This window comes from Lutimonas saemankumensis (assembly GCF_020171465.1).
Classification (GTDB): Bacteria; Bacteroidota; Bacteroidia; order Flavobacteriales; family Flavobacteriaceae; genus Lutimonas; species Lutimonas saemankumensis.
The window spans coordinates 1249808-1276132 of sequence record NZ_JAIUZR010000003.1 but is presented as its reverse complement, the minus strand read 5'-3'; the positions used below and the strand labels follow the sequence as shown (position 1 = coordinate 1276132).

The following is a 26325-nucleotide window of genomic DNA, read 5'->3' as shown; positions in this document are numbered from 1 at the left end:
ATGCTTAAACTAAAGCCTGTGCTTGATAAAAGGATAATCCTCCTGCTCATAAACCACATCGTATAACTGTTGTTTTTCAGGATATGGAGATTCGTCAGCGAATTTTTCACATTCATTAACCATATTTTTCACCTCATCATTAATTGACTGAATCTCTTTCTCCGTCAAATACTTCTTCTTTTTGATGACATCGAGAACCTGGGTTATCGGGTCGATCTTTTTATATTCAGCAACTTCTTCTTTGGTTCTGTATTTTTGAGCATCACTCATTGAATGGCCTCGGTAACGGTAAGTCTTCATTTCAAGGAAATACGGTCCTTTACCACTTCTGGCATGAGACAAAGCTTTATCCATGGCTTCCGCAACAGCAACAGGGTTCATTCCGTCAACGGGTTCACTAGGCATTTCGTAGGCCAGACCAAGTTTCCATATATCCTCGTGATTTGCTGTTCGGGCAACTGATGTTCCCATTGCATATCCATTATTCTCAACAATAAATACAACAGGTAGTTCCCAGGCCATAGCCATGTTGAAAGTTTCATGCAGAGATCCTTGTCTGGCGGCACCATCGCCAAAATAAGTAATAGTTACTCCTTTACGTCCGAAATATTTATCTGCAAAAGCAATTCCGGCTCCCAAAGGAATCTGACCACCAACAATTCCATGGCCACCATAAAAACCTTTCTCTTTGGAAAAGATATGCATTGATCCCCCCATTCCATATGAGGTACCGGTAACTCTACCGTATAATTCAGCCATTACACGTTTGGCGTCAACCCCCATACCAATGGGCTGTACATGGTTCCTGTAGGCAGTGATCATCTTATCTTCTCCCAGGTTCATCGCGTGTAAAGCCCCAGCTAAAACCGCTTCCTGTCCATTATACAAGTGAAGAAAACCTCTCACTTTCTGTTGGATATAAACCGCGGCAAGTTTGTCTTCAAACTTTCTCCAAAACAACATATCCTTATACCAGTTAATGTAGGTTTCCTTTGTTATTTTCTTCATTTGTTTTAAAAATTTTTTCGGAATGGCAAAAATACAATTTTTTTAGATAAATAATTTCTAAAAAAAAGAACAAAATTGACGAAATAATGCACTTTCGTCATGTGATTCTTCAAATTTTGCTTTATTCTCGTTTTTATTTACAATCAGTTCAAATATTATTGCTCAATATAGTCTTCAATGGGATTACATGAACATACCAGATGTCTGTCACCATAAGCCTCATTTACCCTTCTAACAGTTGGCCAGTATTTGTTCTGACTCACAAAGTCCAGGGCGAATGCGGCATCCTTTCTGCTGTACGTGTAAGGCCATTCATCTGCGGTTAGCATGGACTGGGTGTGTGGAGCATTCTTTAGAACACTGTCTCCATCCTGATATTGATCTATTTCCTGCTTGATCTGGATCAAAGCATCTGCAAATCGATCTATTTCCTGTTTATTTTCACTTTCCGTTGGCTCTATCATTAATGTTCCTGCCACAGGAAAAGATACTGTAGGGGCATGGAATCCAAAATCCATGAGCCTTTTTGCTATGTCGGTTACTTCAATACCTTTGGCCTTAAATTCTCTGAAATCCACGATCATTTCATGGGCAGCAAATCCTTTTTCTCCTGCATATAAAATTTTATAGTGCTTTTCCAAACGAGATTTTAAATAATTGGCATTTAAAATAGCAGTTACAGTAGATTCAGTTAAGCCACTGGCACCAAGCATTTTAATGTAGCTATATGAAATTAGGTCGACCATGGCCGAACCGAAAGGTGCTGCAGAGATTGCACTTATAGCTTTTGTTCCCCCTGTCTTTACAATTGGATTAGAAGGTAAAAACTCGGCAAGATGTTCTGCAACACAAATAGGCCCTACGCCTGGGCCACCCCCTCCATGAGGGATTGCAAAAGTTTTATGAAGGTTGAGATGACATACGTCAGCTCCGATCTTAGCAGGATTGGTCAGGCCAACCTGTGCGTTCATATTGGCCCCGTCCATATAGACCTGCCCTCCGTTTTCATGAATGATCCTTGTGATCTCTCTTATTTCAGATTCAAAAACTCCATGAGTAGAAGGATACGTTACCATCAATGCAGCCAGGCTATCTTTGTGCAATATCGCCTTTTCTCTTAAATCTTCGATATCTATGTTTCCGGATTCAGAAGTTTTGGTAACGACCACTTTCATTCCTGCCATAACGGCTGATGCAGGATTCGTACCATGCGCCGAAGCAGGTATAAGACATATATTTCTATGCTCTTCCTTGTTGGATTTATGGAATGCTCTTATGACCATAAGTCCGGCATATTCTCCCTGAGCCCCGGAATTGGGTTGCAAAGATGTAGCGGCAAAGCCCGTGATTTCGTTTAGCTGAGCTTCGAGTTCTTTCAGCATCAAATGATATCCCTTAGCCTGGTTTACAGGTACAAAGGGGTGTATTGAATTCCAATTGCTCATGCTCAAAGGAAGCATTTCTGTTGCAGCGTTGAGTTTCATGGTACATGAACCAAGTGAGATCATTGAATCGGCGAGAGAAATATCTTTTCGTTCCAATCTCTTGATATAACGCATCATTTCAGTCTCAGAGTGATATTTATGAAAGACTTCATGAGTTAAAAAACTTGATTTTCTTTTAAGTGAGTCAGGAATAGACAGGCTAACAGGACAGTCTTTTATTTTAAATGAATAAAGATTTTCCGCCTGGGCCAAAATGTCTATGATCTGCTCTATATCCGCATCTGTAGTTGTTTCATTAATGGAAACACTTATCGTAGTCTCATCAATATAATTGAAATTCACCTCCTGTTCCTCGGCAAGGTCTTTGAGCTTATCAGCATTGGAAACTTTGATTTTCAAGGTATCAAAGAATGCCTTATTTTCCTGTTCCAGACCAAGTTTCAACAATGCCTGATCGAGGATATTTGCCAAAGAGTGAATTTGCCTTGCAATATATTTGATTCCTTCTCCTCCGTGATACACGGCATACATCCCGGCCATCACAGCAAGCAAAACCTGGGCAGTACAAATATTAGAGGTTGCTCTTTCTCTTTTGATATGCTGTTCCCTGGTTTGAAGCGCCATTCTTAATGCCCTGTTTCCATCCGCATCAACCGTAACGCCAATAATTCTGCCTGGAACAAGTCGTTTAAAATCTTCAGTTGTAGCAAAATACGCCGCATGAGGTCCTCCAAAACCTAATGGAATACCAAAACGCTGCGTAGTTCCAACGGCAACATCGGCACCCATTTCACCCGGTGATTTTAAAATGGCAAGACTTAGTATATCTGCTGCCACAATTGACCTAATCTCAAGTTGATGGGCTTTTTCAATGAACTCTGTATAATCGAAGATCATTCCGTCTCTGGAAGGATATTGAAGGATACATGCGTAAAATTCTTCACTTAACTCTATGTCTCTGTGATCTCCATAAACCAATTCGATTCCCAAAGGTTCAGCTCTGGTCATTAAAATATCCTTTGTCTGAGGAAGGATTTCATCAGAAACAAAAAATTTATTAGCGCCATTTTTTTTCTGACCCCTGCTTCTTCCGTTATATAACATGATCATGGCTTCCGCCGCGGCAGTTCCTTCATCCAGCAAAGACGAATTTGCAAGTGGCAAACCGGTCAGGTCAGTAACAACAGTTTGGAAGTTGAGAAGTGCTTCCAATCTACCTTGTGATATTTCCGCCTGGTAAGGGGTATATGAAGTATACCAGCTAGGATTTTCAAAAATATTCCTCTGGATAACCGCAGGAAGCGTTGTGGGGTGATAGCCCAGACCAATATAAGACTTGAACTGTTTGTTCAAATTCCCGAGTTTTTGAATATGAGAGGCAAATTCATTTTCACTCATTGCTTCTGGCAAATTCAATACTTTTTTCAATCGTATATCGTCAGGTATTGTATTGTAAATCAGTTCATCAAGGGAGCTTACTCCAATCGAGTCAAGCATTTCAGTTACTTCATTTCGGCTTGGGCCTAGATGACGTAAAACAAAAGAATCTGTACGCATAATTTTTCCGTGTATTAAGGATGACAAAAGTACTTAATTTTAACGAAATGATTTGTTTTTTGATTGTTATAAAATAGCCAAATAATTATTTACATTTAAAGCTTAGAAACCGAAGAATGAACTTAGTAAAAAAAGGTTTTTCCTTTTATGTTTTTGGAAATATTCATGTTGCCCTGGCTGTCTATTCGCTTGTGAAATTAACCCTGATGCAGTTCGGAACAAGCCACGATGAAATCGCTTATTTATCGTTCTTTGGAACTATCCTTTCGTACAACCTGATACGATATTTTCAGTTAAACAGGCTCAATTCAAGTATTTCCATATGGATCAGGGGAAATAAAAGAAGTCTTATCACATTAAACTTTATAGCACTTGGTGCAAGTATTTTTTATCTTATGAAACTGGAGAAAGAAGAGATCTGGTTTCTGTTTCCACTAGTTCTTGCAACAATTTTTTATGTTCTTCCGTTTCGATCCGGCCTCATTGGACTCAGAGGGATTCCCATGCTCAAACTCCTTATAATTTCTGGTATTTGGGCGGCACTCACCGTATTGTTACCCTTAATTTCATTAACGGGTCAATTCAACGATATAATATGGCTGGTTTTCGTACAGCGGTTTTTGTTTGTTCTGGCCATTACAATTCCCTTTGATATTCGAGATGCTGATTTCGACAAACCAGAACTTATGACCTTACCGCAATTTATTGGGCCCGAACGGTCAAAAATGGTTGCCATTATTGCATTATTTGGATCTATTTATTTGAGTTCCCGAATGAATGACCTTAGAAGTTTCAATTTTGGTATAGACACCCTGGTTATGTTGATATCCATTATTTTTGTAGCCTTTACAAATGTCAGAAGGCAGAGATACTACACGGCTTTCTGGATCGAATCTTTACCGATTCTTTGGTATTTACTCTTCGCTTTTTTTATGGAATAGTCTATTTTCCAGTACCATGATATCGGCATTGTTCTCACCCCAGGAAACTGTAAGGGATCTTGGAACAGGAGTGAAAACATAGGTAAAGCCACTTAAAATAATATCCATGTCCCCATCAAGGTCTATATCACCCTTGTCCAGTAAGAACCATCGGCTCAAATTAGCCTCCTCAAAGGAATAGGTCTGAAATTGGTAGGAACCGGAATCTTTGTTCTCGAGATAAACCAGTGAATACTCCGGTTTGTTCTCGTAATCTGGAAATGTTGAGATGATTGCAAAATCAAAATCCCCATCCTGATCAAAATCATCACTAACAAATCGAGTGGCACCGTTCAAAGGATAAAAGAAAGCTTCACTGAATTTATTATTGCCATCATTAAGGTGAATTCGTAATCCATGATAAGGTTTCTGGATGTAGGTTTTATCTGCATTGTCGCCGTTAACAGTGACAATATCTATATCGCCATCACCGTCATAATCCATCATTTCAAACCAGCTGCTTCCATAAATGGGGCTGAATCGGATGGCTTTATCTGTTTTAAAAACTAGATTATCCTGCTGATACAAAATGGTAATGCTTTCATCGCCCTGAGAGGTAATGGCTATGAGGTCAAGATCACCATCCGCATCCATATCTCTGGCTAATGTTCTAATCGTTCCGGGTTGAGAAAGCAGCGTTCTTTTCTCATAAGTTCCATTATTGTTCCTTACAAGCATTGAGAGTTCTCCTGTAAGATGGCCAAACTCACTGACAACCATCTCATCAATTCCATCATTATTCAGATCGATAACAAGATTGTTTACGGGTCTGTGAAGAGTATCCGGCAACTTTATTGTTTCATTCTTGTATGCTGCAACGATTCTTCCCGTTGATAACTCCGATGGATCCAGAATTCCTATATCGGTGATATAAGCTACGGTATCTTTTTCAATATAGTCAACCACAGCATTTTCTACTGTATGCAGTTTAGTGGTCTTTCCATCAGAAAAAGAGTGTTCAAGTACGTTTCCTGAAATATCACCGGTCCAGAATTTATTGCCTTCCTTCTGATATTTAAGAAAGGTGAAAAAAGAACCGGGAACTTCGTCTATGGCAAAGGTATTGGCCTCGAACTGTATTTGTTTTTTTAGATCCCCTTCGTGTGATACTATTCGCAGGCTGTCAGGAGCCAGATCAAGGATATAGGTCTTTAACAGGCCCCAGTCTCTTTCATTTAAGATGGGCATGTAAGGATAGATTCCCGAATTATGAACGATTTCCATTTCTTCAAATACCATTCCTTCATAGGGTTTGAATCCCTCACTTTTAATTCCCATTCGAGCCGCCATTTCAGGCAAAATGTAATTTGTCCAATATTCTTTTGGAAGGTCATCGATGTCTGGTGCAATATGACATCTGGCGCAATGCATTTCGTATAATTCGGTACCTCGATCAACTTTTTTTGTTTGTTTACAACTTATCACAAACAAAAAAAATACAGTCATCAGGACTGTATTTTTTATATTGGATTTGAATATGTTCATTATTCTGAATGAATCTTTTATTCTAAATAATTATCTCATTTCTAATTTTAAGAGAAATACTTGGACATTTTTTCTTTTTCTTCCTCGGCAAGCTGGGAGTCAATCAAAATCCTTCCACTGTGCTCATCCGTGATAATCTTTTTTCGGGTTGCAATTTCAACCTGACGCTGAGGAGGTATCGTAAAGAAAGAACCTCCAGAAGCTCCTCTTTCAATAGTTACTACTGCAAGACCGTTTCTTACATTGGAACGAATCTTGTGATATGCTTTAAGAAGCCTTTCATCAATTAATTTTGCATATTCCTCAGACTTCTGGTGCAGCAACTCTTCTTCTTTGGCAGTTTCCTCCAATATTGAGTTTAATTCTTCCTGTTTATGCTTTAAATGCGCTTCCTTTTCCTGCATTTTTTCTTTTGCAGCATCGATGATCTCATTTTTAGCCGCAATTTTAGCCTCAAACTCACGAATGTGCTTTTCTGCAAGTTGAATTTCAAGATCCTGATATTCGATTTCTTTTGAAAGCGAATCAAATTCTCTGTTATTTCTTACATTTTTTTGCTGCTCCTGGTACTTTTTAGATAATGTATTTGCTTCCTCAATATTGTTCTTTTTATTCGCAATACTGGTCTCCAGATTTTCAATATCAGTACTGAAATTATTTAATCTGGTTTGTAAGCCTGCTATTTCATCTTCAAGGTCTTTCACCTCCAAAGGCAATTCTCCTCTGGTATTTTTGATCTCGTCAATTCTAGAATCTATGAGCTGCAAGTCATACAGAGCTCTTAATTTTTCTTCAACGGTAACCTCTTTCTTTTTTGTCATCTCTAAAAATAGTTGATCGGATTTGTATTGATTTTTGATAAAATAATCCTCCCTTCCGGCAAGGCAGGTGCAAAATTAGTGATTTTTTTTGTAAGATACTCTACTAAAATATTTTTTGTAAACTGTTCACTTTCATAGTGTCCAATATCGGCAAGAACTACTTTTCCTTCGGCTCTGTAAAAATCGTGATATTTTAGGTCAGCGGTAACATATATATCTGCATTTGAATGTATAGCGGACTCAATAGCAAAACTGCCTGAACCACCCAAGACAGCCACTTTTCGGATCGCTCTACCGGTGTCTTTCGAATGCCTTACAACGGGTGTATTGAATTCTTTCTTTAAAAGCATTAAAAAGTCATTCAACTTCATTTCTTTTGAAAGTTCACCAACAATTCCCATACCAATTCTATTGTGTTCATTTTCAAGGCCAACGATATCATAAGCCACTTCTTCATAAGGGTGAGAAGAAATCAAACTTTGAATGATCTGAGATTCTTTATCCTTTTCAAAGATCACACTGATAAAATTCTCTGAAACCGATTCCACAGCTTCCTTATGTCCTATAACCGGATTGGAATTTTCATTTCCCATATAGGTGCCCGTTCCCCGCATATTAAAACTACAATGACTGTAATTGCCTATATGTCCAGCTCCTGATCTAAAAAGAGCATCTCTCACTTGATCAGCTGCATTTTCAGGTACATAAGTAGTTAGCTTTCTGAGAAACCCCTTTTTTGGTAAAAGAATTTTTTTACTCTCCAGTTTTAAGACTTCTGCCATTTTTGCAGATACTCCCTCGAAAGAATTATCAAGAGCCGTATGCATGGCATAAATAGAAATATCATTCTTGATGGCTTTGATAACAGTACGTTCTACGTAATTTTTACCATTCAGTTTTTTAAGACCTTTGAATATGATAGGGTGGAAGGCAACGATAAGGTTGCATTTATTTACGATGGCTTCTTCCACCGTAGATTCAAGGCAGTCTAATGTGACAAGTATCCCTGTCACTTCCTGCTCAGAATTACCTACAAGCAGCCCCACGTTGTCAAAATCTTCTGCGTATTGCAACGGAGAAAGTTCCTCTATTAAGGCTGTGATTTGTTTGATTTTTGTCATAATTCGATTTGTTTCAATTATAGATTCACCACTAGATCAATGAATTTAAAAATTCTGTAACAGCGATCCAGTATTCCTGATGGCTGGGATTATCTGACCATAGTGCTTTTGAACCATGCTTTCCCTCTGACTGAGGCAGGAAATATGTTTTTTCAGATTGAACGTTGTCATACATTGCTTTCCAGTTTTTGTGTTCGCTCCTGGCAGAAGTAACAAAAACGGGACAGGTAATTCTAGCTGCGTAGGTTTTAAGGTCCTTATTATTAATCCTAAAATAAGCTCCCGGGGCAAAACTAAGTATACCATCTAAATTAGTGTGATGAACACTACCCATATAGAACATTAAGGCAGCAGAATAGGAGCTTCCCCAAAGAATTATTTTTTCCGGTTTGATACCAAAATTGACATAAAGATAAGCTGCTTCAATATCGGGTAAAGCATCCAGATATTGAGTTTCCAAACCTTTTGAAACAGCTTCTTTATGGGTTTGGTTGACTACTCCGTTTACCTGATCCCCAGATCGTTGATCAACAGCCATGCAGTTAAAACCCATGGCATTGAGTTTAGGTGCAATGGATCTGTATTCTCCCCGGCTGTATCCCGCCTGATGATATAAAATAATAAAAGGGGCTTTGTTATCGTGTTTCAGATATAAATCGGCTGTAATGGTCAATCCATCATCTGATTTAAAAGTGACGGTTTCCCATTGAGAATTTTCATTGTTCTGCGCAATAAATTGAGAAGAATAAAAAAGCATCAATAAAAAATAAAGGCGAATCGGCATTTTGAATTATTTGATTTGAAGTCAATAAAGTTAGTGATATTTATTATTGAATTCCAAAACAAAATCAGAAGGACAAGAAGCGGGCTAAACGGAAATAATAAATAAATTTCTTCAAGCGTTATACTGAAATATTTATTTGAAATAAGCCTTTGATTTGTCCCAGTAAACATCCATTTCTTTCAGGCTTAATTTTCGGAGATCTTTTCCTTCCTTGGCGACTTCTTTTTCTAAGTACTGAAAGCGCTTAATAAATTTTTTATTGGTTCTTTCGAGGGCACTTTCAGGGTCAACATCAATGAATCGCGCATAGTTGATCAATGAGAACAGAACATCTCCAAATTCTGATTCAACCTTGGAGGAATCACTTTTTTTAACTTCCGTGTGAAGTTCCTCAATTTCTTCCTGAACCTTTTCAAAAACCTGTTCTGACCTGTCCCAGTCAAATCCTGCACTTGCCGCCTTGTCTTGAATCCTACTTGCTTTTACAAGGGCAGGTAATGAATTGGGTACCCCTTCCAATATCGATTTTTTACCTTCTTTGAGTTTGAGTTGTTCCCAGTTCTTGGCAACTTCTTCATCGGTCTGAGCCACCACATCTCCAAAAACGTGAGGGTGTCTGTCAATAAGTTTTTTATTGATACCCTGAATCACGTCTAAAATGTCAAACCCTTTTGATTCCGAACCAATTTTGGCATAGAAAACAATATGAAGCAGAAGGTCACCTAATTCCTTGGAAATTTCATTGTAGTCGTTATCCAGAATCGCATCGGCAAGCTCATAAGTTTCTTCAATGGTAAGATGACGCAAAGATTCCATAGTCTGTTTTCGGTCCCATGGGCATTTTTCCCTTAATTCATCCATGATGTCCAGCAGGTCACCAAAGGCTTTAAGTTGCATTTCTCTTTGAGTCATAGATAGAGCTTAAGATTCTTCTTCTTTATTATCTTCTTCCAATTCTGCTTTGAGTCCCGTAAAATCGAAATCAGCAGCTACGAGAGAATTGTACCATGCCAGTACTTTTTTAATATTGGAGGCGTAAACTCTTTCCTGATCAAAATCGGGTAAAACCTGGCTAAAATAATTTAGTAGATCATCTTTAGAAGACTTAGGATTGATCGTTTCCTTGCCTTCCTCCTTGTCGAAGATAGAACAAAACACCTGTTTTAAGGGAATCTCTTCTTCGTAGGTATAAATTGCTATATCATTTAAGGTGCTGATATTGTGTAAAGAATTAACAGGAAATCTTTTTTTATCGGCTAATGATTCAACGATTACTCCTGATTTTGATTGAGAAATGATCTCGAACAGTCCTGGTTTTCCTGAAATTGCGATTACTTTTTCTAATGTCATATACTAATTTTTATTTTTTAAGATTAGGGAACCTCATTCTATAGTCAACCTCAACTTTTCCCTTTGAAATATTTTCTAATTTCTTTTTTAGAAGCCTTTTCTTTAAAGACGATAACTTGTCGGTAAATAAAACCCCTTCGATATGATCGTATTCGTGTTGAAAAATACGAGCTGCTAATCCTGAAAGTGTTTCCTTCTTTTTATCAAAATTTTCATCCTGATACTCAATAATGATGGTTTCATTTCTGTAAACATCTTCATTGATGTTGGGAATACTTAAACATCCTTCGCTAAATGCCCATTCTTCACCTTCTTCCTCTATGATTTGAGCATTGATAAAGGTTTTTTTAAAAGTTTTAAGAAATTCTTTTTCTTCTTCTTCCAACTCATCGCTTTCTGCAAAAGGAGAGGCATCGATCAAAAACAGCCGGATATCTCTACCAATTTGCGGTGCCGCAAGACCTACGCCCTGTGCATTTTTCATGGTCTCCTGCATATTCACGATTAACTCTTCGAGATTAGGATAATCCTGAGTGATTTCTTTTCCAACTTTTCTAAGGACTGGATCTCCGTAAGCAACTATAGGTAATACCATATTTCTAACTTAGTTATTGTACAGATAAGACTGTAGTATTATTGTAGCGCTGATCTCATCGATCAAAGCCTTGTTTTTTCTCTGTTTCTTTTTCAATCCACCGTCAATCATGGTCTGGAAGGCCATTTTAGATGTGAATCGTTCATCAACTCTTTTGACAGGTATCTTTAGGTATTTGCCTCTCAATTTTTCGATAAAGGGTGCAATTAACTTTTCACTTTCAGAGGGCGTATTGTTCATTTGTTTGGGCTCTCCGACCAAAATCAATTCCACTTTTTCATTCGCAAGATACTGATCCAAAAAATTAAATATATCAATAGTTTTAACAGTTGTCAACCCTGATGCAATGATTTTTAACTCATCAGTTACAGCAATTCCAATTCTTTTCTCACCGTAGTCCAGCGCCAGAATTCTTGACATATTTTATAATTTTTGCAAATTTACCTCTTTTTTGAATTAAAAGAATATAAAAAAAATGGATTTTTTATTTCATGCTTTTTTATATTTGCCACTTACTTAAAAGCCTTATGAAAGAATTACGAGAAATAATAGAAAAAGCCTGGGAAAACAGGGACGATTTATCTAAAACCGAAGTTCAGGATAGCATCAGGAAGGTGATTGATTTGCTGGATCAGGGGACCTTAAGAGTTGCTGAGCCACTTGAGAATGGGTGGCAGGTGAATGAATGGGTAAAAAAGGCTGTGGTGCTCTATTTCCCAATACAAAAGATGGAAACCCTGGAGGCTGGTATTTTTGAATATCATGATAAAATTCCTTTGAAAAAGGGCTATAAAGAAAAAGGAATTCGGGTAGTCCCTCATGCAGTTGCCCGACACGGCTCATTTATTTCTTCAGGAACAATTCTTATGCCAAGTTATGTCAACATTGGAGCTTATGTAGACGAAGGGACCATGGTAGATACCTGGGCAACAGTTGGTAGTTGTGCTCAGATTGGCAAGAACGTACACCTCAGTGGAGGAGTAGGGATAGGAGGAGTGCTTGAGCCTTTACAAGCCGCACCGGTCATTATTGAAGATGGTGTTTTTGTGGGGTCGAGATGTATTGTTGTAGAGGGTGTAAGAGTGGAAAAAGAAGCAGTTCTAGGAGCCAACGTGGTACTAACCATGAGTACTAAGATTATTGATGTTACAGGAGATGAACCTGTTGAAATGAAGGGAAGAGTTCCGGCAAGATCCGTAGTGATTCCAGGAAGCTATACGAAAAAGTTCAAGGCAGGAGATTATCAGGTTCCATGTGCTCTGATCATTGGTAAAAGAAAGGAATCCACGAATAAAAAGACCTCCCTGAATGATGCCTTGAGGGAGTACAGTGTAGCTGTTTAATATACCTTTTTACAAAAGGGGATAGAGTCATTTTCAAGGATGATCAATCAATTAATCTGTCATGTCGATACAGCAAAAGATTACTGCCATCATACCTACGCTCAATGAGGAAAGTAATATTCAAGGAGCTATTAGATCCTTATCTTTTGCACATGAGATCCTTGTTGTTGATTCCTTCAGTTCAGACCGAACACTTTCTATCTGTAAAAGAGAAAATGTCAAAGTTATTCAGCGCAGGTTTGATGATTTTTCAAGCCAAAAGAACTTCGCCATAGAACAAGCTTCGTTTGACTGGATTTTCATTTTAGATGCTGACGAAAGGATAACACCTGAATTGGCTTCTGAGGTGGTTGAAATTGTAAGGGACCCGAAAGGAATAGACGCTTTCAATATTTACAGAACCTTCTTTTTTAAAGAAAAAAAAGTATCTTTTGGTGGATGGCAAAGCGATAAGGTTATCCGTTTGTTCAGAAAGGATAAATGCAGGTATGACGGGAAACTGGTTCATGAAGAAATCAAGTGTGAAGGAAAAATTGGATTCCTTAAAAACCGGATGGACCATTTTTCATACACAGACCAAGAACAGTATGAGAAAAAACTCGAGTTTTACGCCCTGTTACAGGCTAAAGAGTTACATCAAAATAAGTCAAGGGTTACTTTTATGCATAGATTAGTGAAGCCTGCTTTTAGGTTTGTGGTATTGTACTTTGTGAGATTTGGTTTTCTGGATGGCAAAAAAGGCCTGGTTCTGGCAAGAGTTCATGCAAAAGGAGTTTTGCAGCGTTATCTGAAGTATAAGGAATTAAAAACCTAATTGTTGATATCAGTATGAAGGAAATGATTAAAGAAGCATTACATGTTTTGAAGGATAACGGGACCATTATCTATCCTACAGATACGATCTATGGCATCGGCTGTGATGCTACAAATCCAGATGCTGTTGATAAGGTTTATAAGTTAAAAAACAGACCGGACAGCAAGAGTTTGATCATTTTGGTGGATGGAATGGAAAGACTTAAAAAATACGTTGATAAAGTTCCGGATCAAATTGAGATATTTTTAAATACAGCCACCCGGCCTACTACGGTCATATATGAGAAGCCTAAAGGGTTGGCTCATAATGTGGTAGCTTCTGATAATACCGTTGCAATACGAATTGTGAAAAATGATTTCTGCCAGGCCTTGATAAGAGAATTTGATAAACCTATAGTTTCAACTTCGGCAAATATTAGCGGGAATCCTGCACCAGCTTCTTTTGATGAAATTGATCCGATACTTTTGAAGAAAGCGGATTATATAGTAAATTTGCCCGCAATTGAAACAAGAAAAACAGCGTCTCAAATTATCAGATTGAATGATCGTGGTGAGATCGAGTTCCTTAGAAAATAACATGCTAGATTTTAACAATAATTTCAAAAAAGCCCTTTCATTACCGGCTTTTGAATATATCGCCAAGGCGGCTGAGGACCTTTCCCTGGACACCTATGTAATTGGGGGTTATGTGCGAGATTTTTTACTGGAACGAACCAAATCCAAGGATATTGATGTTGTAGCCGTAGGGAGCGGAATTGAACTGGCCCACAAAGTTGCCGAATTACTTCCTTCAAAAACCAAGGTCCAGGTTTTTAAGACCTATGGAACGGCAATGTTAAAATATCAGGGTCTGGAAATAGAGTTTGTCGGGGCGCGAAAAGAGTCATATGTAGAACATAGTCGAAACCCATTGGTTTCTACGGGCAGTTTAAAGGACGATCAAAATCGCAGGGATTTTACCATCAATGCGTTGGCTTTGAGCTTGAATAAAAGTGATTTTGGAAAACTTTTGGACCCCTTTGACGGCATTGCTGACCTTGAAAACAAAATTATTCGAACACCTCTCGATCCCGATATTACCTTCAGCGATGATCCCTTAAGAATGATGAGAGCCATACGTTTTTCCAGCCAGTTGGGATTTGAGATTGAGGAAAAGTCTTTGAAATCATTAAAGAAAAATGCAAAAAGGATCAGGATTATAAGCGAAGAAAGGGTTGTGGATGAACTTCATAAGATCATGCTTAGTGATAAGCCATCCATTGGCTTAAAGCTTTTGTTTGAAACAGGTTTGTTACAATTCATTCTTCCGGAACTTGCTGATTTACACGGTGTCGAACGTATTAAAGGGCAAAAGCATAAGGATAATTTTTACCATACCCTTCAGGTGGTTGACAATATTTCTGAAAAGACAGATAAGTTATGGTTGCGATGGGCTGCTTTGTTGCATGACATTGGTAAGGCTCCTACAAAGAAATTTGATCAAAAAATTGGATGGACCTTTCACGGACATGAATACATCGGTTCCAAAATGGTTAAAAAGATCTTTCAGCGCTTGAAAATGCCTCTGAACGAAAAAATGAAATACGTTCAGAAAATTGTAATGATGAGTTCAAGGCCGGTTATTCTCGCTGAGAATGTAACTGATTCAGCTGTAAGAAGATTGATTTTTGATGCGGGAGATGATCTGGAGGATCTGATGACACATTGTGAAGCCGATATCACCACAAAGAACCCAAAAAAGGAAAAAAAGTACCTGAACAATTTTAAGTTGGTACGTCAAAAAATAAAAGAAGTGGAGGAGCGTGATCATGTACGAAATTTTCAACCTCCCATTTCAGGCGAACTTATCATGGAAACTTTTAATCTGAAACCTTGCCGTGAAATTGGCATCATAAAGGATGCGATCAAGGAAGCCATTTTAGAAGGTGAGATTTCAAACGACTACGAAGAAGCGTTTGCATATATGCTCAAAAAAGCTGAAGATATAGGTCTTCAGCGTCAAATAGGCTAGAGGCAAATCTCCAAGCCAAAAACGATGTCAGTTCTTAAACTATTTCAGCAGGTTTCTTGAAATAACGAGTTTTTGGATTTCGGTAGTCCCTTCTCCAATGGTACACAATTTGGCATCTCTGTAAAATTTTTCGACAGGAAAATCTTTGGTATACCCATATCCTCCGTGAATTTGAAGCGCTTCATTAGCAATTTTAACACAAACCTCTGAACTGTACATTTTGGCCATGGCTCCAATCTGAGTAATCTTTTCGCCTTTAGCCTTGTCGTGTGCTGCTTTGTGCAGTAACAATTCCGAAGCTTCAATTTCAGTAGCCATATCAGCAAGTTTAAATCCAATAGCCTGAAACTTACTTATGGATTTTCCAAACTGTTCCCTTTCCTGAGCATATTTCAGTGCAGCTTCATAGGACCCTTTTGAAATTCCAAGAGAAAGGGCACCAATAGAAATTCTTCCTCCATCCAGTACCTTCATGGACTGAATAAATCCTTCTCCAACCTCTCCCAGAATATTGTCCTTATGAACCCGGCAATTGTCAAAAATGAGTTCGGCTGTTTCGGACGCCCTCATTCCCATCTTGTCCTCTTTCTTACCGGAAGAAAAACCCGGGGTTCCTTTTTCAATGGCAAATGCCGTCATCCCTCGGGAATCTCCTTTTTCTCCTGTTCTGACAATAACTACTGCTATGTTTCCGCTAATGCCATGGGTAATAAAGTTCTTGGCCCCATTGATTATATAATAGTCACCATCCTTGACAGCAGTGGTACTCATACCGCCGGCATCGCTCCCTGTATTGTGTTCCGTGAGCCCCCAGGCGCCGATCCATTCCCCGTGGGCAAGTTTTGGCAGCCACTTTTGTTTTTGCTCCTCATTTCCAAATTCCAAAATATGATTAGTGCATAAGGAATTGTGCGCTGCAAGCGAAAGACCAATCGAAGAATCCACTTTAGAGATCTCTTCAATAACGGTAATATATTCATGGTAATCCATTCCGCTTCCACCATATTCTTCAGGTACCAATACACCCATATATCCCATTTCGCCCAGCTGATGAAAAAGATCCTCAGGAAAGGTCTGATTCTCGTCCCAATCCATCATAAAAGGCTTAATGTGTTTTTTGGAAAATTCCCGTATCGAATGGGCAATAGCCCTCCTCGTCTCTGACATTTCAAAATTCATAATACGCAATTTATTCAGCACACAAATATAAGGCTATTCTGTCAAAATTCTCTAAGGGAAAAGAGTCTAATTTTTTTAGTTCTTCAAGGTTTTTTATGATCAATTGCTCTTGTCTGTAGCGCATTATCTTTTTTGTTAAACCATAGTCAATGTAGGGGTTAGACAAGATTTCTTTAAAGCTTGCTTTATTTACATTCGTTTTTTGAATGACTGGTGGAGAAAGTAGGGGATAGCTCTTAAGAATTTTAGGCACAAGTTCCATTTTTAAATCATATACTTCATACAACTGATTATCGATTGAATAGCCCCCCAGAAATTTTCTGTAGGAAAGAATACGTTGCGCCAATCTGTACTGCATTCCTTCTATTTCCATCAAACCCTTCACTGTGACTGTATTTAATCCGATTATTTTGGAGTTCGACTTTGTGGGCAATGGCTTTGCAGGTGTTTTCTCACCGGCCCATTTGGGAAAGGAGAATAATGGCGCGATCTGATTCAAAAGACTATCGCTAACCTGGGTTACACGTTGAAATTCCGCTTTGGAATTAATAAACTTTCCACTGTCCCGAAAGAGAAACAGGCGATCAATTTCTTCGACGCTAAGACCTAATCGGTACGCCTTGTAGTCTGTAAGGTAGTTTGGATTAAATTTTCGTTCGACGTATTCTGGTTTTTCCGCCTGCAATCTTTTCAGTGAATCTATTTTTTGCTGAATCAGGTCAAATTCAATCTCATTATAGACAAATTCCTTCCTGTTATTGAGCATATCAATGGAAACAAGCACTATGATAAGTGTCAGGAGCAAAAATAAAATCCCATTTCTTTGACCTTTGGTATACCAGAAATGGGATTCGAAAAAGTTCATTCAATAGGGCCTATTTTGCTTTGATCGTTTTGATATCTCTTACGTAACGATTAATTTCCTCTTTAACTTTTGGAAACAACAATACCAGACCAATCATATTTGGAAATACCAAAGCCAGTATCATCGCATCGGAGAATTTAATCACCGCATCCAAGGTTGCAGAGGCACCTATGACAACAAATACAAGAAACAATAATTTGTAAAGGATATCTGCTGTTTTTCCCCTTCCAAAAAGATATTTCCATGATTGAAGTCCGTAGTAAGACCAGGAAATCATTGTAGAAAAAGCAAACAGAATGATTGCAATGGTGAGTATATAACTAAATCCTGGTAAAACAGAGTCAAAAGCCATTGATGTTAGGTCAACACCTCCAACATATTCACCTGTGGCATTAATCAGTACAGCGCTATTCTGTGAATTTCCATAGTCAAATGCACCCACATCCATATTGAAAAATATAATTACCAAGGCAGTCATGGTACATATTACTACTGTATCGATAAAAGGCTCGAGCAGGGCCACAACACCTTCACTCGCAGGATATTTAGTCTTAACCGCTGAATGCGCAATAGCTGCAGAACCGGCCCCTGCTTCATTAGAAAACGCAGCTCTTTGGAATCCAACAATAATAACCCCAAGAACGCCTCCCAGTCCTGCCATTGGAGTGAAAGCTCCCTTAAATATGAGTTCAAAAGCTGACCCGATATGTTGAAAGTTTGAAAATATAATGATCAAGGCTGCAATCACATAAATAATGGCCATAAACGGCACAATTTTTTCCGTAATCTTAGCGATTCTCTTAATACCTCCAATGATGACAATTCCGACTAAAATGGCCATAATAACACCTATGATAAATCCTGATGCTCCACCACCTAATTTCAGCATACTCACTATTTGAACCGCTGCCTGATTTGATTGAAATGCGTTTCCTCCCCCAAAAGAGGCACCCACACATAAAATTGCAAATATTCCAGCCAAAATTTTTCCTAGCATGGCTTTATTCTGACTTTCCAAACCTCTCTTAAGATAATACATTGGCCCCCCATAAACCGTACCGTCTTCTCCCACATCACGATACTTTACACCCAGTGTACATTCTACCATTTTTGTAGACATACCGATCAAACCACAAACAATCATCCAGAACGTGGCTCCAGGGCCCCCTACAGCAATGGCAACGGCCACCCCTGCTATATTCCCCAGACCGACTGTTCCAGAAACTGCAGTAGCCAGGGCCTGAAAGTGACTTACTTCACCTTCCTGGCTCTCGTCTTTTATGGTATCCACCAAATCACCATCAATGATATTAAGTTCGGATTTCTCAACGCTATGATGATCGATTTCATCGTATTTACCCCTCACCGTATTTATGGCCAGTTTAAATTTTGAGATAGCGGGAAATCCAAAATAAACTGTGAACAATGTGGCACCAAAAACCAATAGAATCAACACGATAGGAATGTTATAGCCGGCGATAGGGATAGAGGTCAGTACCGTATTTTCCCACCATGTGGCAATGGGCATGAATTCTTCATTGATCTCTTCGTCAAGCCCTTTTTCTTGAGCAATTCCCAGAAGTGGACTAAAAATCATTGTAAATAATGCAAGTTTCTTCAACATAATTGTTTAGGATATTTTGGTTGGGTTCGCAATATCCAAAAAATTATATCTTGTGGCAAAAAAAAACGGTTAAAATGTTGGGAAGCCCTACGGATTGAATTATTTTACCCTACTTAAAAGGAGCATAATTTACTTGTGCTCCCAGTTTACAACCAGAAATGTAAATTCTTACTTCCTCTTTCGACCCAATGAAGAAATGAAAACTCAAAATTATGAAAATGAAAAAAGTGATCGTCCTGGGAGCTTCGTTGAATAGCAACAGATATTCAAATATGGCAATAAAGAAGTTAAAAAAGAATAATTTTGATGTTTACGCACTCGGAATATCAGCAGGTGAGGTAGAGGGCGTAAAACTTTTTTCAGAGTTTAAAAAGATTGATGATGTTTATGCCGTAACGATCTACTTGAATCCATTTAATCAAAGACAATTCTATGACTATATACTGGATTTGAATCCGGAAAAAGTGATATTCAATCCCGGGGCAGAAAATAGAGAGTTAGAGCTTATTCTTGTAGAAAATGAAGTCGAATTTGAACTGGCCTGTTCCCTGGTGTTGCTTAGTCTGAACTCCTTTTAATTACTGAGATGGATATGATTTCCAGCTTCGGCCAGCTCTGTATTTTTAAATAGTATACTGGCCTCTTCCAAAAACAGGTCAAGGGAGGTGTATCGGCTTGAGTAGTGGCCTAGTAAAAGCCTTTTAACCTTAGCTTTATGAGCAATTTGAGCGGCCTGATAGGCGGTACTGTGTTTTGTTTTTTCCGCCAGGTCCCTGTGCTCTTCTAAAAAGGTAGCTTCATGATACAGAAGATCAATATTTTCAATTAGAGGAATGATTTCTTCATGGTATTCAGTATCACTGCAGTAACCGTATCTCAAAGGCTCTGCCGGATCAATGGTAAGGTCTTTGTTTGGAATTATTTTTCCGTCAGTAAGCGTAAAGTCTTTTCCGTTTTTTAGATTTTGATAGTCGCAGATATCAATTTCTTTGTATTTGGAAATTTCCTTCATATTGAGTTTTCTTGGCAATGGTTGTTCCGTGAAAAGAAAACCATTTGTATATATCCTGTGTTTGAGTGGGATGGTGTAAACTTTTATTCGATCATTTTCAAGAATCAACTCACTTTCTGAACTGCTTAATTCATGAAAATGCAGGGGGAAGTCTACCCATGATTTGGAAAGCTTCAGTTGGAGCAAAATAATTTCTTTCAATCCTTTTGGGCCATAGATGTGAAGTTCCGAATTTCTGCCGAGGAGGCTAAAGGTAGAAATAAGACCAATAAGACCAAAAAAATGGTCCCCGTGCAAATGGGAAATAAAGATGTATTTAATTCTTGAAAACTTGATCTTGTATTTTCGTAATTGGCGTTGAGTTCCCTCACCACAATCTATCAGGCAACATTCATTGTTCATCTCTAAAAACTGAGATGAAGTATATGTTAGACTTCTAGGTGTAGCAGAATGACAACCTAATATGGTTAGTCTTAAACTCATTTGATCACCATCCTCTTGGAAACAACTTTTGTCTTGGTCTTTATAGAATAAATATAAATACCAGACTCCAGTTCATCCCTGTAGAAAGTAATGGAATTATGACCCTTTTTAGCGATCTGCTTTTTCGCGTAAACGGTATTCCCCAGCAAATCTTTAACAAGAAAATCTATTTCGAATTCTTCATCGGCCTCAAATCTGATACGGGTAGACACACTAAATGGATTGGGTGATGCCACTACTTCGTGTATCCCAATCAAAGCATTCTCGAGGATCTCAAGATCTTTAGCATCATCTTCCTGAGCAAGAAGAGCTGTAGAAAAGGTTAATAAAAAAATAATAGAGAGTAGTTTTTTTACCATATAGTCTGTTTAAATTCCTAAATCACGTTCAATATCTTCGATTTCAATGATGTCTTCTGCTTCTTTCAAAGTGGGAACCACAACAATTTCATCCGGTACCTGGTCAAACTCTATTCCACTGCAAACTATCACAAAAGATTTATTATTAGATTTATGCGCTTCGCTTATTGGCGAAAATAACAAGATTTTATTTAAATCTATGTTAATAATATTAGAAAAATCCAATATTAGATTTATCTTCTTAAAGTTAGCATAATTTTTTTTAAATGAATCCATAAAATTCGCTAAGCTCTCATCCGGACTCATTTTGTTGTTTACTTCCGGAATTAGATGGTAATAAGATTCTTCTTTTATAATTTCCATAACTTAATCTCGTTTAATCTGCTGTGCCAGTAAATAGATCACTGCCATTCTGACGGCAACTCCGTTTTCAACCTGATTCAGAATAATGGATTGCTTAGAGTCGGCCACGTCACTAGTCAGTTCGACCCCTCTGTTAATAGGACCCGGATGCATAATAACGATGTCTTTGTTTATGCTGTCCAATAGTTCTTTATTGATGCCAAAGAGTTGTGTATATTCTCTTATAGAAGGGAAATATTTGACATCCATTCTTTCGTGTTGCACCCTTAAAACATTTGCAACGTCGCACCACTCAAGCGCCTTTCTAAGATCCTTTTCATAACTTACGCCAAGTTTGGTGATAAATTTCGGAATAAGGGTTGTAGGTCCGCAAAGCATCACTTCAGCTCCTTGAAGTTTTAAGGCATAGATATTTGAAAGAGCAACCCTAGAATGTAAAATATCTCCAATAATTACTACTTTTTTTCCTTTTACCTCCCCTAGTTTCTCTCTGATGGAAAACGAATCGAGTAAGGCCTGAGTCGGGTGCTCGTGTGCACCATCACCGGCATTCACGATTTTAGCGTCAACATGTTTCGCAAGGAAATCGCAGGCTCCTTCATTCGGGTGCCTCATAACGATGATGTCAACCTTCATCGAAAGAATATTATTGGTTGTATCGATAAGAGATTCACCTTTTTTTACCGAAGATTGAGCTGCTGAAAAATTTATAATGTCTGCTGAAAGTCTTTTTTCGGCCAGTTCAAATGAAAGCTTGGTTCGGGTGCTGTTTTCAAAAAATAAGTTGGCGATGGTTATATCTCTTAACGAGGGAACTTTTTTGATGGGTCTGTTGATAACCTCTTTAAAATGATCGGCTGTATTGAAAATTAAATTAATGTCTTCAAGTTTCAGATGTTTTATCCCAAGTAAATGAGATACACTTAATTTCGCCATTTTCTTAGTCGCAATTGAATTTTAATATTCAGTTTTTTCTGCTTCAAACTATACGGTGTCAGGTCGTACGATACAAACCTTGTCTTTTTGTTCATTTTCTTTCCACTCCACCTTGACCTGCTCATCCTTGATCACATCTACCTGCCTGCCCTTATAATCGGGTTGTATGGGCAGGTGCCGGCTGAATCTTCGGTCGATCAATACGAGTAATTCGATATTTTTTGGTCTTCCAAAGGCCTGAATTGCGGTCAAGGCTGCTCGGATGCTTCTTCCAGAGAATAAAACATCATCAATAAAAACAACATTTTTATTGTCAACGATAAAATTGATATCCGTTGTACTCGCCGACAAGGGATCTTCTCTTCTCCTAAAATCATCCCGGAAGAAGGTAATATCAAGTTTCCCCAGTTTTATATCTTTCACCTGATAATCTTCCTGAAGAATTTTTACGAGTCGATCAGCCAGAAAAATTCCTCTGGGTTGAATTCCTATTAATATGGTATTACTAAAGTCCTGATGATTTTCGATGAGCTGGCACGCCAAACGATTAAGAATAATTAAGATTTCCTTTTCGTTAAGTAAGGTCTTTCTGGCCATAGTAGCATTGAAGGCTTTAAATATGAAACAAAGTTACAGTTTTTTTTGTCACAGCATAGAAAATTACAAGGTGTTAATTAAATTGTTAAGAAAAATTAAAGGTGGATCGCTCATCGGGCTCAATTGATATTATTTTAGTATCAATTAAAAAGCTATTCTATGCAGCACTTTTCAAATAATAACGATAATCAGCCCTTATCCAAATTTGAATTGATGCTTAAAACCAACAGTGTATATTTTTTTGATTCCAATGAGTTTGAAGAGATTATTTTGTTCTATGTTGACAGTGGAAAATTTTCATTGGCAAAAAAAGCATTGCACCTAGGCCTTTCTCAGCATCCTACCTCTGTTAGTCTTCAATTGATTCAGGTTGAATTATTGATTCTTGATGAAAACCTGGATAAAGCCGAAAAAATCCTCAATCGACTTCAGGAAATTGAACCTTCAAATGAGGACATATATATACAGAAGGCAACAATTCATTCGAAAAGAGGAAAGCATAAACTGGCCGTGGATAATTTGAAAACAGCTTTGATATATGCTGATGATGATGCCGAAATTTTATCGATGATTGGAATGGAATATTTGTTTCTGGAAGATTTTGATACCGCTCGGTTTAATTTTGCCAAGAGCCTTGATGTTGAATATGAAAATTATTCTTCGCTTTACAATGTGATCTATTGTTTTGATATGATGAAGAAACACGATGAGGCGATAGAATATCTCAAAAATTACATTGAAAAGGATCCATACAGTGAGATAGCCTGGCATCAGCTGGGAAGACAATACTATATCGTTTATGATTACCCAAAGGCACTTCAGGCATTTGAGTATTCCATACTTATCGATGAGGAATTTATCGGAGCCCATCTCGAAAAGGCTAAAACCCTTGAAGAATTGGGCCACTACGAAGACGCCATTGAGTTTTATCATAAAACTATGGAACTGGATACGCCAACTTCATTTGCCTATTTAAGAATAGGAAAATGTTATGAAAAACTGAATTCTGTAAGAGATGCCATTGATTTTTACAACAAAACCGTTAATGAAGACCCTCTGCTTGACAAAGGATGGCTGGCTCTGACGGATATATATATCAATAACAAAAATTACCACAAGGCGCTTTTTTATATCAATAAGGCTCTTGGAATTGATGAAGAAAATAATTTGTACTGGCACAAGTTTGCAGAAATAAACCTGAAACTAAATTTATTTGAAGAGGCTGCTCGCGCGTATTATAAATGTATTGGCCTTCAGGATGATAGGATAGAAGTATATCTTGCTCTTTCGGATGTTCTTCATTTTTTAGGAGAATTTCATGAATCCATAAGGGTTCTTCTGGACGCCAGAGAATCTTATAAAGATGAGCCAGAGATCACTTACAGGCTCGCCGGTTTGCATTTTCTGATTCAAAAGGAAAAGGAGGGCTTATTCTTTTTTGAGAAATCCCTAAAGTCAGACATAGACTTCCTAAGTGTGGCCTCCGAAATTTTCCCTACCATGATGGATCTTGAAAGTGTCAAACTTTTAATCGATAAGTTTAAAGACTAAATTTCTGAACTTCTTTATTTAGAGCTAAATTTAATCATAGCGCTCAATGCAATTTTGGTTATCTTTGGCACTTAATTTTTAGAAAGTTAACGTGGGAAAGAGAACCCTAAAAGAATATTTTGTCGTTGGATTAAAAGGTGTTGCCATGGGTGCCGCTGATGTTGTTCCAGGAGTTTCAGGAGGGACAATTGCTTTTATTTCAGGAATCTACGAGGAACTTATTGATTCAATAAGTAATATAAATCTAAAAAACCTTAAACTTTTAAAGGAGGAGGGCTTTGTTTCCTTGTGGAGAGCCTTGAACGGAAACTTTCTGCTTTCACTGGTCATCGGAATAGCCATAAGTATTATTTCTCTGGCAAGAGTGATCAAATACTTACTCGAAAACCAGCCCATATTGATTTGGTCCTTTTTTTTCGGCTTGGTTTTGGCGAGTATTATTTATGTAGCAAAACAAATCAATAAATGGAGAATAGGAACTATAATTCTTCTGTTTGCAGGGGCTTTGATTGCCTATTATATTACTAAGCTGACACCGCAGGAAGCCAATCCTTCCTATCCCTATGTATTTCTATCCGGGGCATTGGCCATTTGTGCCATGATCTTACCCGGAATATCAGGCAGTTTCATTTTATTATTGCTCGGAATGTATAAGCCCGTTCTCGATGCAATACATGACAGGAATGTGATCCTGCTTATAACGCTGATCTCAGGAGCCATAGTAGGATTATTATCTTTTTCAAGAGTATTAAAATGGCTGTTCGATCATTATGAGAATTTAACGCTTGCCGTATTGACTGGTTTTATTTTAGGCTCATTGAACAAAATCTGGCCATGGAAGGAAGTTTTAGAGACTGAAATCATAAATGGTAAAATTAAAGTATTAAGAGAGGAGAGTGTATTACCCGGGAGCTATGAGGGTGACCCTCAACTTTTATGGGCACTCTTACTTGCCTTTGCCGGGTTTATGTTTATCATCCTTTTAGAAAAACTGGCTGTTAAAAAGAACGATTAGATGGCAGAGAATACAAGGACACTGGGGGACAAGATTCTACTCTTTATCAAAGGGGTAGCCATGGGTGCCGCTAATAAAGTTCCAGGGGTCTCAGGTGGCCTGGTAGCCTTTGTTACAGGATTTTATGAGGAACTGATTTATTCTCTTCAGAAAATAAACCGTAAAGCTTTTAAACTTTTGATCGATGGAAGATATAAAAGCTTTTATCAATATGTCAATGGGAGGTTTTTATTGCTGGTCTTTGCCGGATCAACTTTTAGTTACTTTTCAGTTTCAAGGGTTCTCGATTATCTGATACAAAATTTCGAATTGTATGTATGGGCTACGTTTTTTGGAATGATTCTAGGTTCTATTTATTATGTGGCAAAGGATTTTAATGATTTTTCGCGTACCAATATTATTTCAATGGCAGTTGGGGTAGCAATTGGTGTATCCATTAGCTTTATGAGTCCTGCAAAGGAGAATGATAATTTATGGTTTGTTTTTTTGTGCGGTATCATAGGAGTTTCAGGGATGACTCTTCCAGGTTTATCAGGTTCTTTTATTCTGATATTGATGGGGAATTATGTATTACTTCTCGTTGATGCGGTCAATGAACTCTATAAGACCATTCAAGATATTTTTACCTTGAATTTTGATTTCGTTTACGACGAGGTAAGAATGCGCTACATGAAAATAATAGCGAGCTTTGGTCTGGGATCGATTTTTGGTTTGGTGGTTACCTCGCATATTCTTGGATTTCTTCTAAAACGGTGGCACCAGATCATTACGGCACTGATCATTGGTTTTATTGGCGGGTCTCTAGGAAATGTATGGCCATGGAAAAGAGAACTGTATAAAACAGAAGAGGGGCAGTACCTTTACGACAGCTTGGGAAATAAAATTGTTGAAAATTATATCAGGTATATCCCTGACTTTTCCGACTACACAACCTGGATGGCCATTTTTTATGTCATCTTAGGAATCGCTATACTTCTGGCAATAGACTGGTATGGAGACAAAAATAAGAGATCTGCATCCTGATTAAA

Annotated in this window: 27 protein-coding genes; 9 read left to right on the top strand and 18 right to left on the bottom strand. The window is 38.0% G+C overall.

The window, feature by feature from the left end; genetic code table 11:
* Positions 1–9: 9 nt before the first annotated feature.
* Both pdhA and gcvP read right to left on the bottom strand, forming a co-directional pair.
* Entirely contained in the window at positions 10–1008 is a 999-nt protein-coding gene (gene pdhA, locus LCM02_RS07215; RefSeq protein WP_224927647.1) for a pyruvate dehydrogenase (acetyl-transferring) E1 component subunit alpha, read from the bottom strand.
* Between the two features lie 155 nt (positions 1009–1163).
* On the bottom strand, positions 1164–4010 hold the full coding sequence (gene gcvP / locus LCM02_RS07210; protein WP_224927646.1) for an aminomethyl-transferring glycine dehydrogenase: 2847 nt from the start codon (positions 4008–4010) through the stop codon (positions 1164–1166).
* A gap of 116 nt (positions 4011–4126) precedes the next feature.
* Here gcvP and LCM02_RS07205 point away from each other — a divergent pair, with 116 nt between their 5' ends.
* The gene (locus LCM02_RS07205; RefSeq protein ID WP_224927645.1) at positions 4127–4951 is read left to right on the top strand and encodes a UbiA prenyltransferase family protein; all 825 of its coding nucleotides are present in this window, start codon (positions 4127–4129) and stop codon (positions 4949–4951) included.
* On the opposite strand, the gene LCM02_RS07200 is transcribed toward LCM02_RS07205, so the two are convergent.
* From LCM02_RS07200 to ruvX, 8 genes are all read right to left on the bottom strand, one after another.
* On the bottom strand, positions 4925–6436 hold the full coding sequence (locus LCM02_RS07200; RefSeq protein WP_224927644.1) for an FG-GAP-like repeat-containing protein: 1512 nt from the start codon (positions 6434–6436) through the stop codon (positions 4925–4927). The two genes, LCM02_RS07205 and LCM02_RS07200, sit on opposite strands and share 27 nt — an antisense overlap.
* A gap of 86 nt (positions 6437–6522) precedes the next feature.
* Positions 6523–7296, bottom strand: a complete 774-nt coding sequence (locus tag LCM02_RS07195) for a zinc ribbon domain-containing protein (protein WP_224927643.1) — start codon at positions 7294–7296, stop codon at positions 6523–6525.
* A gap of 2 nt (positions 7297–7298) precedes the next feature.
* Positions 7299–8417 (bottom strand): Nif3-like dinuclear metal center hexameric protein, encoded by a 1119-nt coding sequence (locus LCM02_RS07190; RefSeq protein ID WP_224927642.1) that lies wholly within the window; start codon positions 8415–8417, stop codon positions 7299–7301.
* Positions 8418–8448: 31 nt separating this feature from the next.
* Complete coding sequence (locus LCM02_RS07185) at positions 8449–9201, bottom strand: alpha/beta hydrolase family protein (RefSeq protein ID WP_224927641.1); 753 nt, start codon at positions 9199–9201, stop codon at positions 8449–8451.
* A 132-nt stretch (positions 9202–9333) separates the two neighbouring features.
* Positions 9334–10113, bottom strand: coding sequence for a nucleoside triphosphate pyrophosphohydrolase (gene mazG / locus LCM02_RS07180; protein ID WP_224927640.1), 780 nt, complete (start codon positions 10111–10113; stop codon positions 9334–9336).
* Between the two features lie 9 nt (positions 10114–10122).
* Complete coding sequence (locus LCM02_RS07175; RefSeq protein ID WP_224927639.1) at positions 10123–10551, bottom strand: DUF5606 family protein; 429 nt, start codon at positions 10549–10551, stop codon at positions 10123–10125.
* Between the two features lie 10 nt (positions 10552–10561).
* Positions 10562–11146: a peptide deformylase gene (gene def, locus LCM02_RS07170; protein WP_224927638.1), complete on the bottom strand. Its 585-nt coding sequence runs from the start codon at positions 11144–11146 to the stop codon at positions 10562–10564.
* Positions 11147–11155: 9 nt separating this feature from the next.
* Positions 11156–11566, bottom strand: a complete 411-nt coding sequence (gene ruvX / locus LCM02_RS07165; RefSeq protein ID WP_224927637.1) for a Holliday junction resolvase RuvX — start codon at positions 11564–11566, stop codon at positions 11156–11158.
* Positions 11567–11673: 107 nt separating this feature from the next.
* On the opposite strand from ruvX, the gene LCM02_RS07160 reads away from it, so the two are divergent.
* The 4 genes from LCM02_RS07160 (at position 11674) to LCM02_RS07145 (ending at position 15313) form a co-directional block, all read left to right on the top strand.
* Positions 11674–12489 (top strand): 2,3,4,5-tetrahydropyridine-2,6-dicarboxylate N-succinyltransferase, encoded by an 816-nt coding sequence (locus LCM02_RS07160; RefSeq protein WP_224927636.1) that lies wholly within the window; start codon positions 11674–11676, stop codon positions 12487–12489.
* A 61-nt stretch (positions 12490–12550) separates the two neighbouring features.
* Positions 12551–13303, top strand: coding sequence for a glycosyltransferase family 2 protein (locus LCM02_RS07155; RefSeq protein WP_224927635.1), 753 nt, complete (start codon positions 12551–12553; stop codon positions 13301–13303).
* A gap of 14 nt (positions 13304–13317) precedes the next feature.
* On the top strand, positions 13318–13878 hold the full coding sequence (locus LCM02_RS07150; protein ID WP_224927634.1) for an L-threonylcarbamoyladenylate synthase: 561 nt from the start codon (positions 13318–13320) through the stop codon (positions 13876–13878).
* Between the two features lies 1 nt (position 13879).
* The gene (locus tag LCM02_RS07145; RefSeq protein WP_224927633.1) at positions 13880–15313 is read left to right on the top strand and encodes a CCA tRNA nucleotidyltransferase; all 1434 of its coding nucleotides are present in this window, start codon (positions 13880–13882) and stop codon (positions 15311–15313) included.
* A gap of 39 nt (positions 15314–15352) precedes the next feature.
* On the opposite strand, the gene LCM02_RS07140 is transcribed toward LCM02_RS07145, so the two are convergent.
* The 3 genes from LCM02_RS07140 to LCM02_RS07130 are packed head-to-tail and all read right to left on the bottom strand — an operon-like array spanning position 15353 to position 18981.
* Positions 15353–16492, bottom strand: coding sequence for an acyl-CoA dehydrogenase family protein (locus LCM02_RS07140; RefSeq protein WP_224927632.1), 1140 nt, complete (start codon positions 16490–16492; stop codon positions 15353–15355).
* A 10-nt stretch (positions 16493–16502) separates the two neighbouring features.
* Positions 16503–17357, bottom strand: coding sequence for a helix-hairpin-helix domain-containing protein (locus LCM02_RS07135; RefSeq protein ID WP_224927631.1), 855 nt, complete (start codon positions 17355–17357; stop codon positions 16503–16505).
* 10 nt (positions 17358–17367) lie between these two features.
* Positions 17368–18981 carry an alanine/glycine:cation symporter family protein gene (locus LCM02_RS07130; RefSeq protein ID WP_224927630.1) on the bottom strand — a complete coding sequence of 538 codons (1614 nt, stop codon included), beginning with the start codon at positions 18979–18981 and terminating at the stop codon, positions 17368–17370.
* A gap of 212 nt (positions 18982–19193) precedes the next feature.
* Between LCM02_RS07130 and LCM02_RS07125 the strand changes: the two genes are divergently transcribed.
* Complete coding sequence (locus LCM02_RS07125; RefSeq protein ID WP_224927629.1) at positions 19194–19559, top strand: CoA-binding protein; 366 nt, start codon at positions 19194–19196, stop codon at positions 19557–19559.
* Here LCM02_RS07125 and LCM02_RS07120 read toward each other — a convergent pair.
* Genes LCM02_RS07120 through pyrR form a run of 5 tightly spaced genes read right to left on the bottom strand, consistent with a single transcriptional unit; the run spans position 19556 to position 22731 of the window.
* A complete protein-coding gene (locus tag LCM02_RS07120) occupies positions 19556–20476 on the bottom strand; it encodes a ribonuclease Z (RefSeq protein WP_224927628.1) in 921 nt (306 codons plus the stop codon). The two genes, LCM02_RS07125 and LCM02_RS07120, sit on opposite strands and share 4 nt — an antisense overlap.
* Positions 20473–20835, bottom strand: a complete 363-nt coding sequence (locus LCM02_RS07115; RefSeq protein WP_224927627.1) for a T9SS type A sorting domain-containing protein — start codon at positions 20833–20835, stop codon at positions 20473–20475. The genes LCM02_RS07120 and LCM02_RS07115 overlap by 4 nt, the downstream gene beginning before the upstream one ends.
* A 9-nt stretch (positions 20836–20844) precedes the next feature.
* Positions 20845–21198, bottom strand: coding sequence for a ribonuclease Z (locus LCM02_RS07110; protein ID WP_224927626.1), 354 nt, complete (start codon positions 21196–21198; stop codon positions 20845–20847).
* A gap of 3 nt (positions 21199–21201) precedes the next feature.
* Positions 21202–22134, bottom strand: a complete 933-nt coding sequence (locus LCM02_RS07105; RefSeq protein WP_224927625.1) for an aspartate carbamoyltransferase catalytic subunit — start codon at positions 22132–22134, stop codon at positions 21202–21204.
* A 48-nt stretch (positions 22135–22182) separates the two neighbouring features.
* Positions 22183–22731: a bifunctional pyr operon transcriptional regulator/uracil phosphoribosyltransferase PyrR gene (gene pyrR, locus LCM02_RS07100; protein WP_224927624.1), complete on the bottom strand. Its 549-nt coding sequence runs from the start codon at positions 22729–22731 to the stop codon at positions 22183–22185.
* A gap of 159 nt (positions 22732–22890) precedes the next feature.
* Between pyrR and LCM02_RS07095 the strand changes: the two genes are divergently transcribed.
* From LCM02_RS07095 to LCM02_RS07085, 3 genes are all read left to right on the top strand, one after another.
* Positions 22891–24282, top strand: coding sequence for a tetratricopeptide repeat protein (locus LCM02_RS07095; RefSeq protein WP_224927623.1), 1392 nt, complete (start codon positions 22891–22893; stop codon positions 24280–24282).
* 91 nt (positions 24283–24373) lie between these two features.
* Positions 24374–25297 (top strand): DUF368 domain-containing protein, encoded by a 924-nt coding sequence (locus tag LCM02_RS07090; RefSeq protein WP_224927622.1) that lies wholly within the window; start codon positions 24374–24376, stop codon positions 25295–25297.
* The gene (locus tag LCM02_RS07085) at positions 25298–26320 is read left to right on the top strand and encodes a DUF368 domain-containing protein (protein WP_224927621.1); all 1023 of its coding nucleotides are present in this window, start codon (positions 25298–25300) and stop codon (positions 26318–26320) included.
* Positions 26321–26325 lie beyond the last annotated feature (5 nt).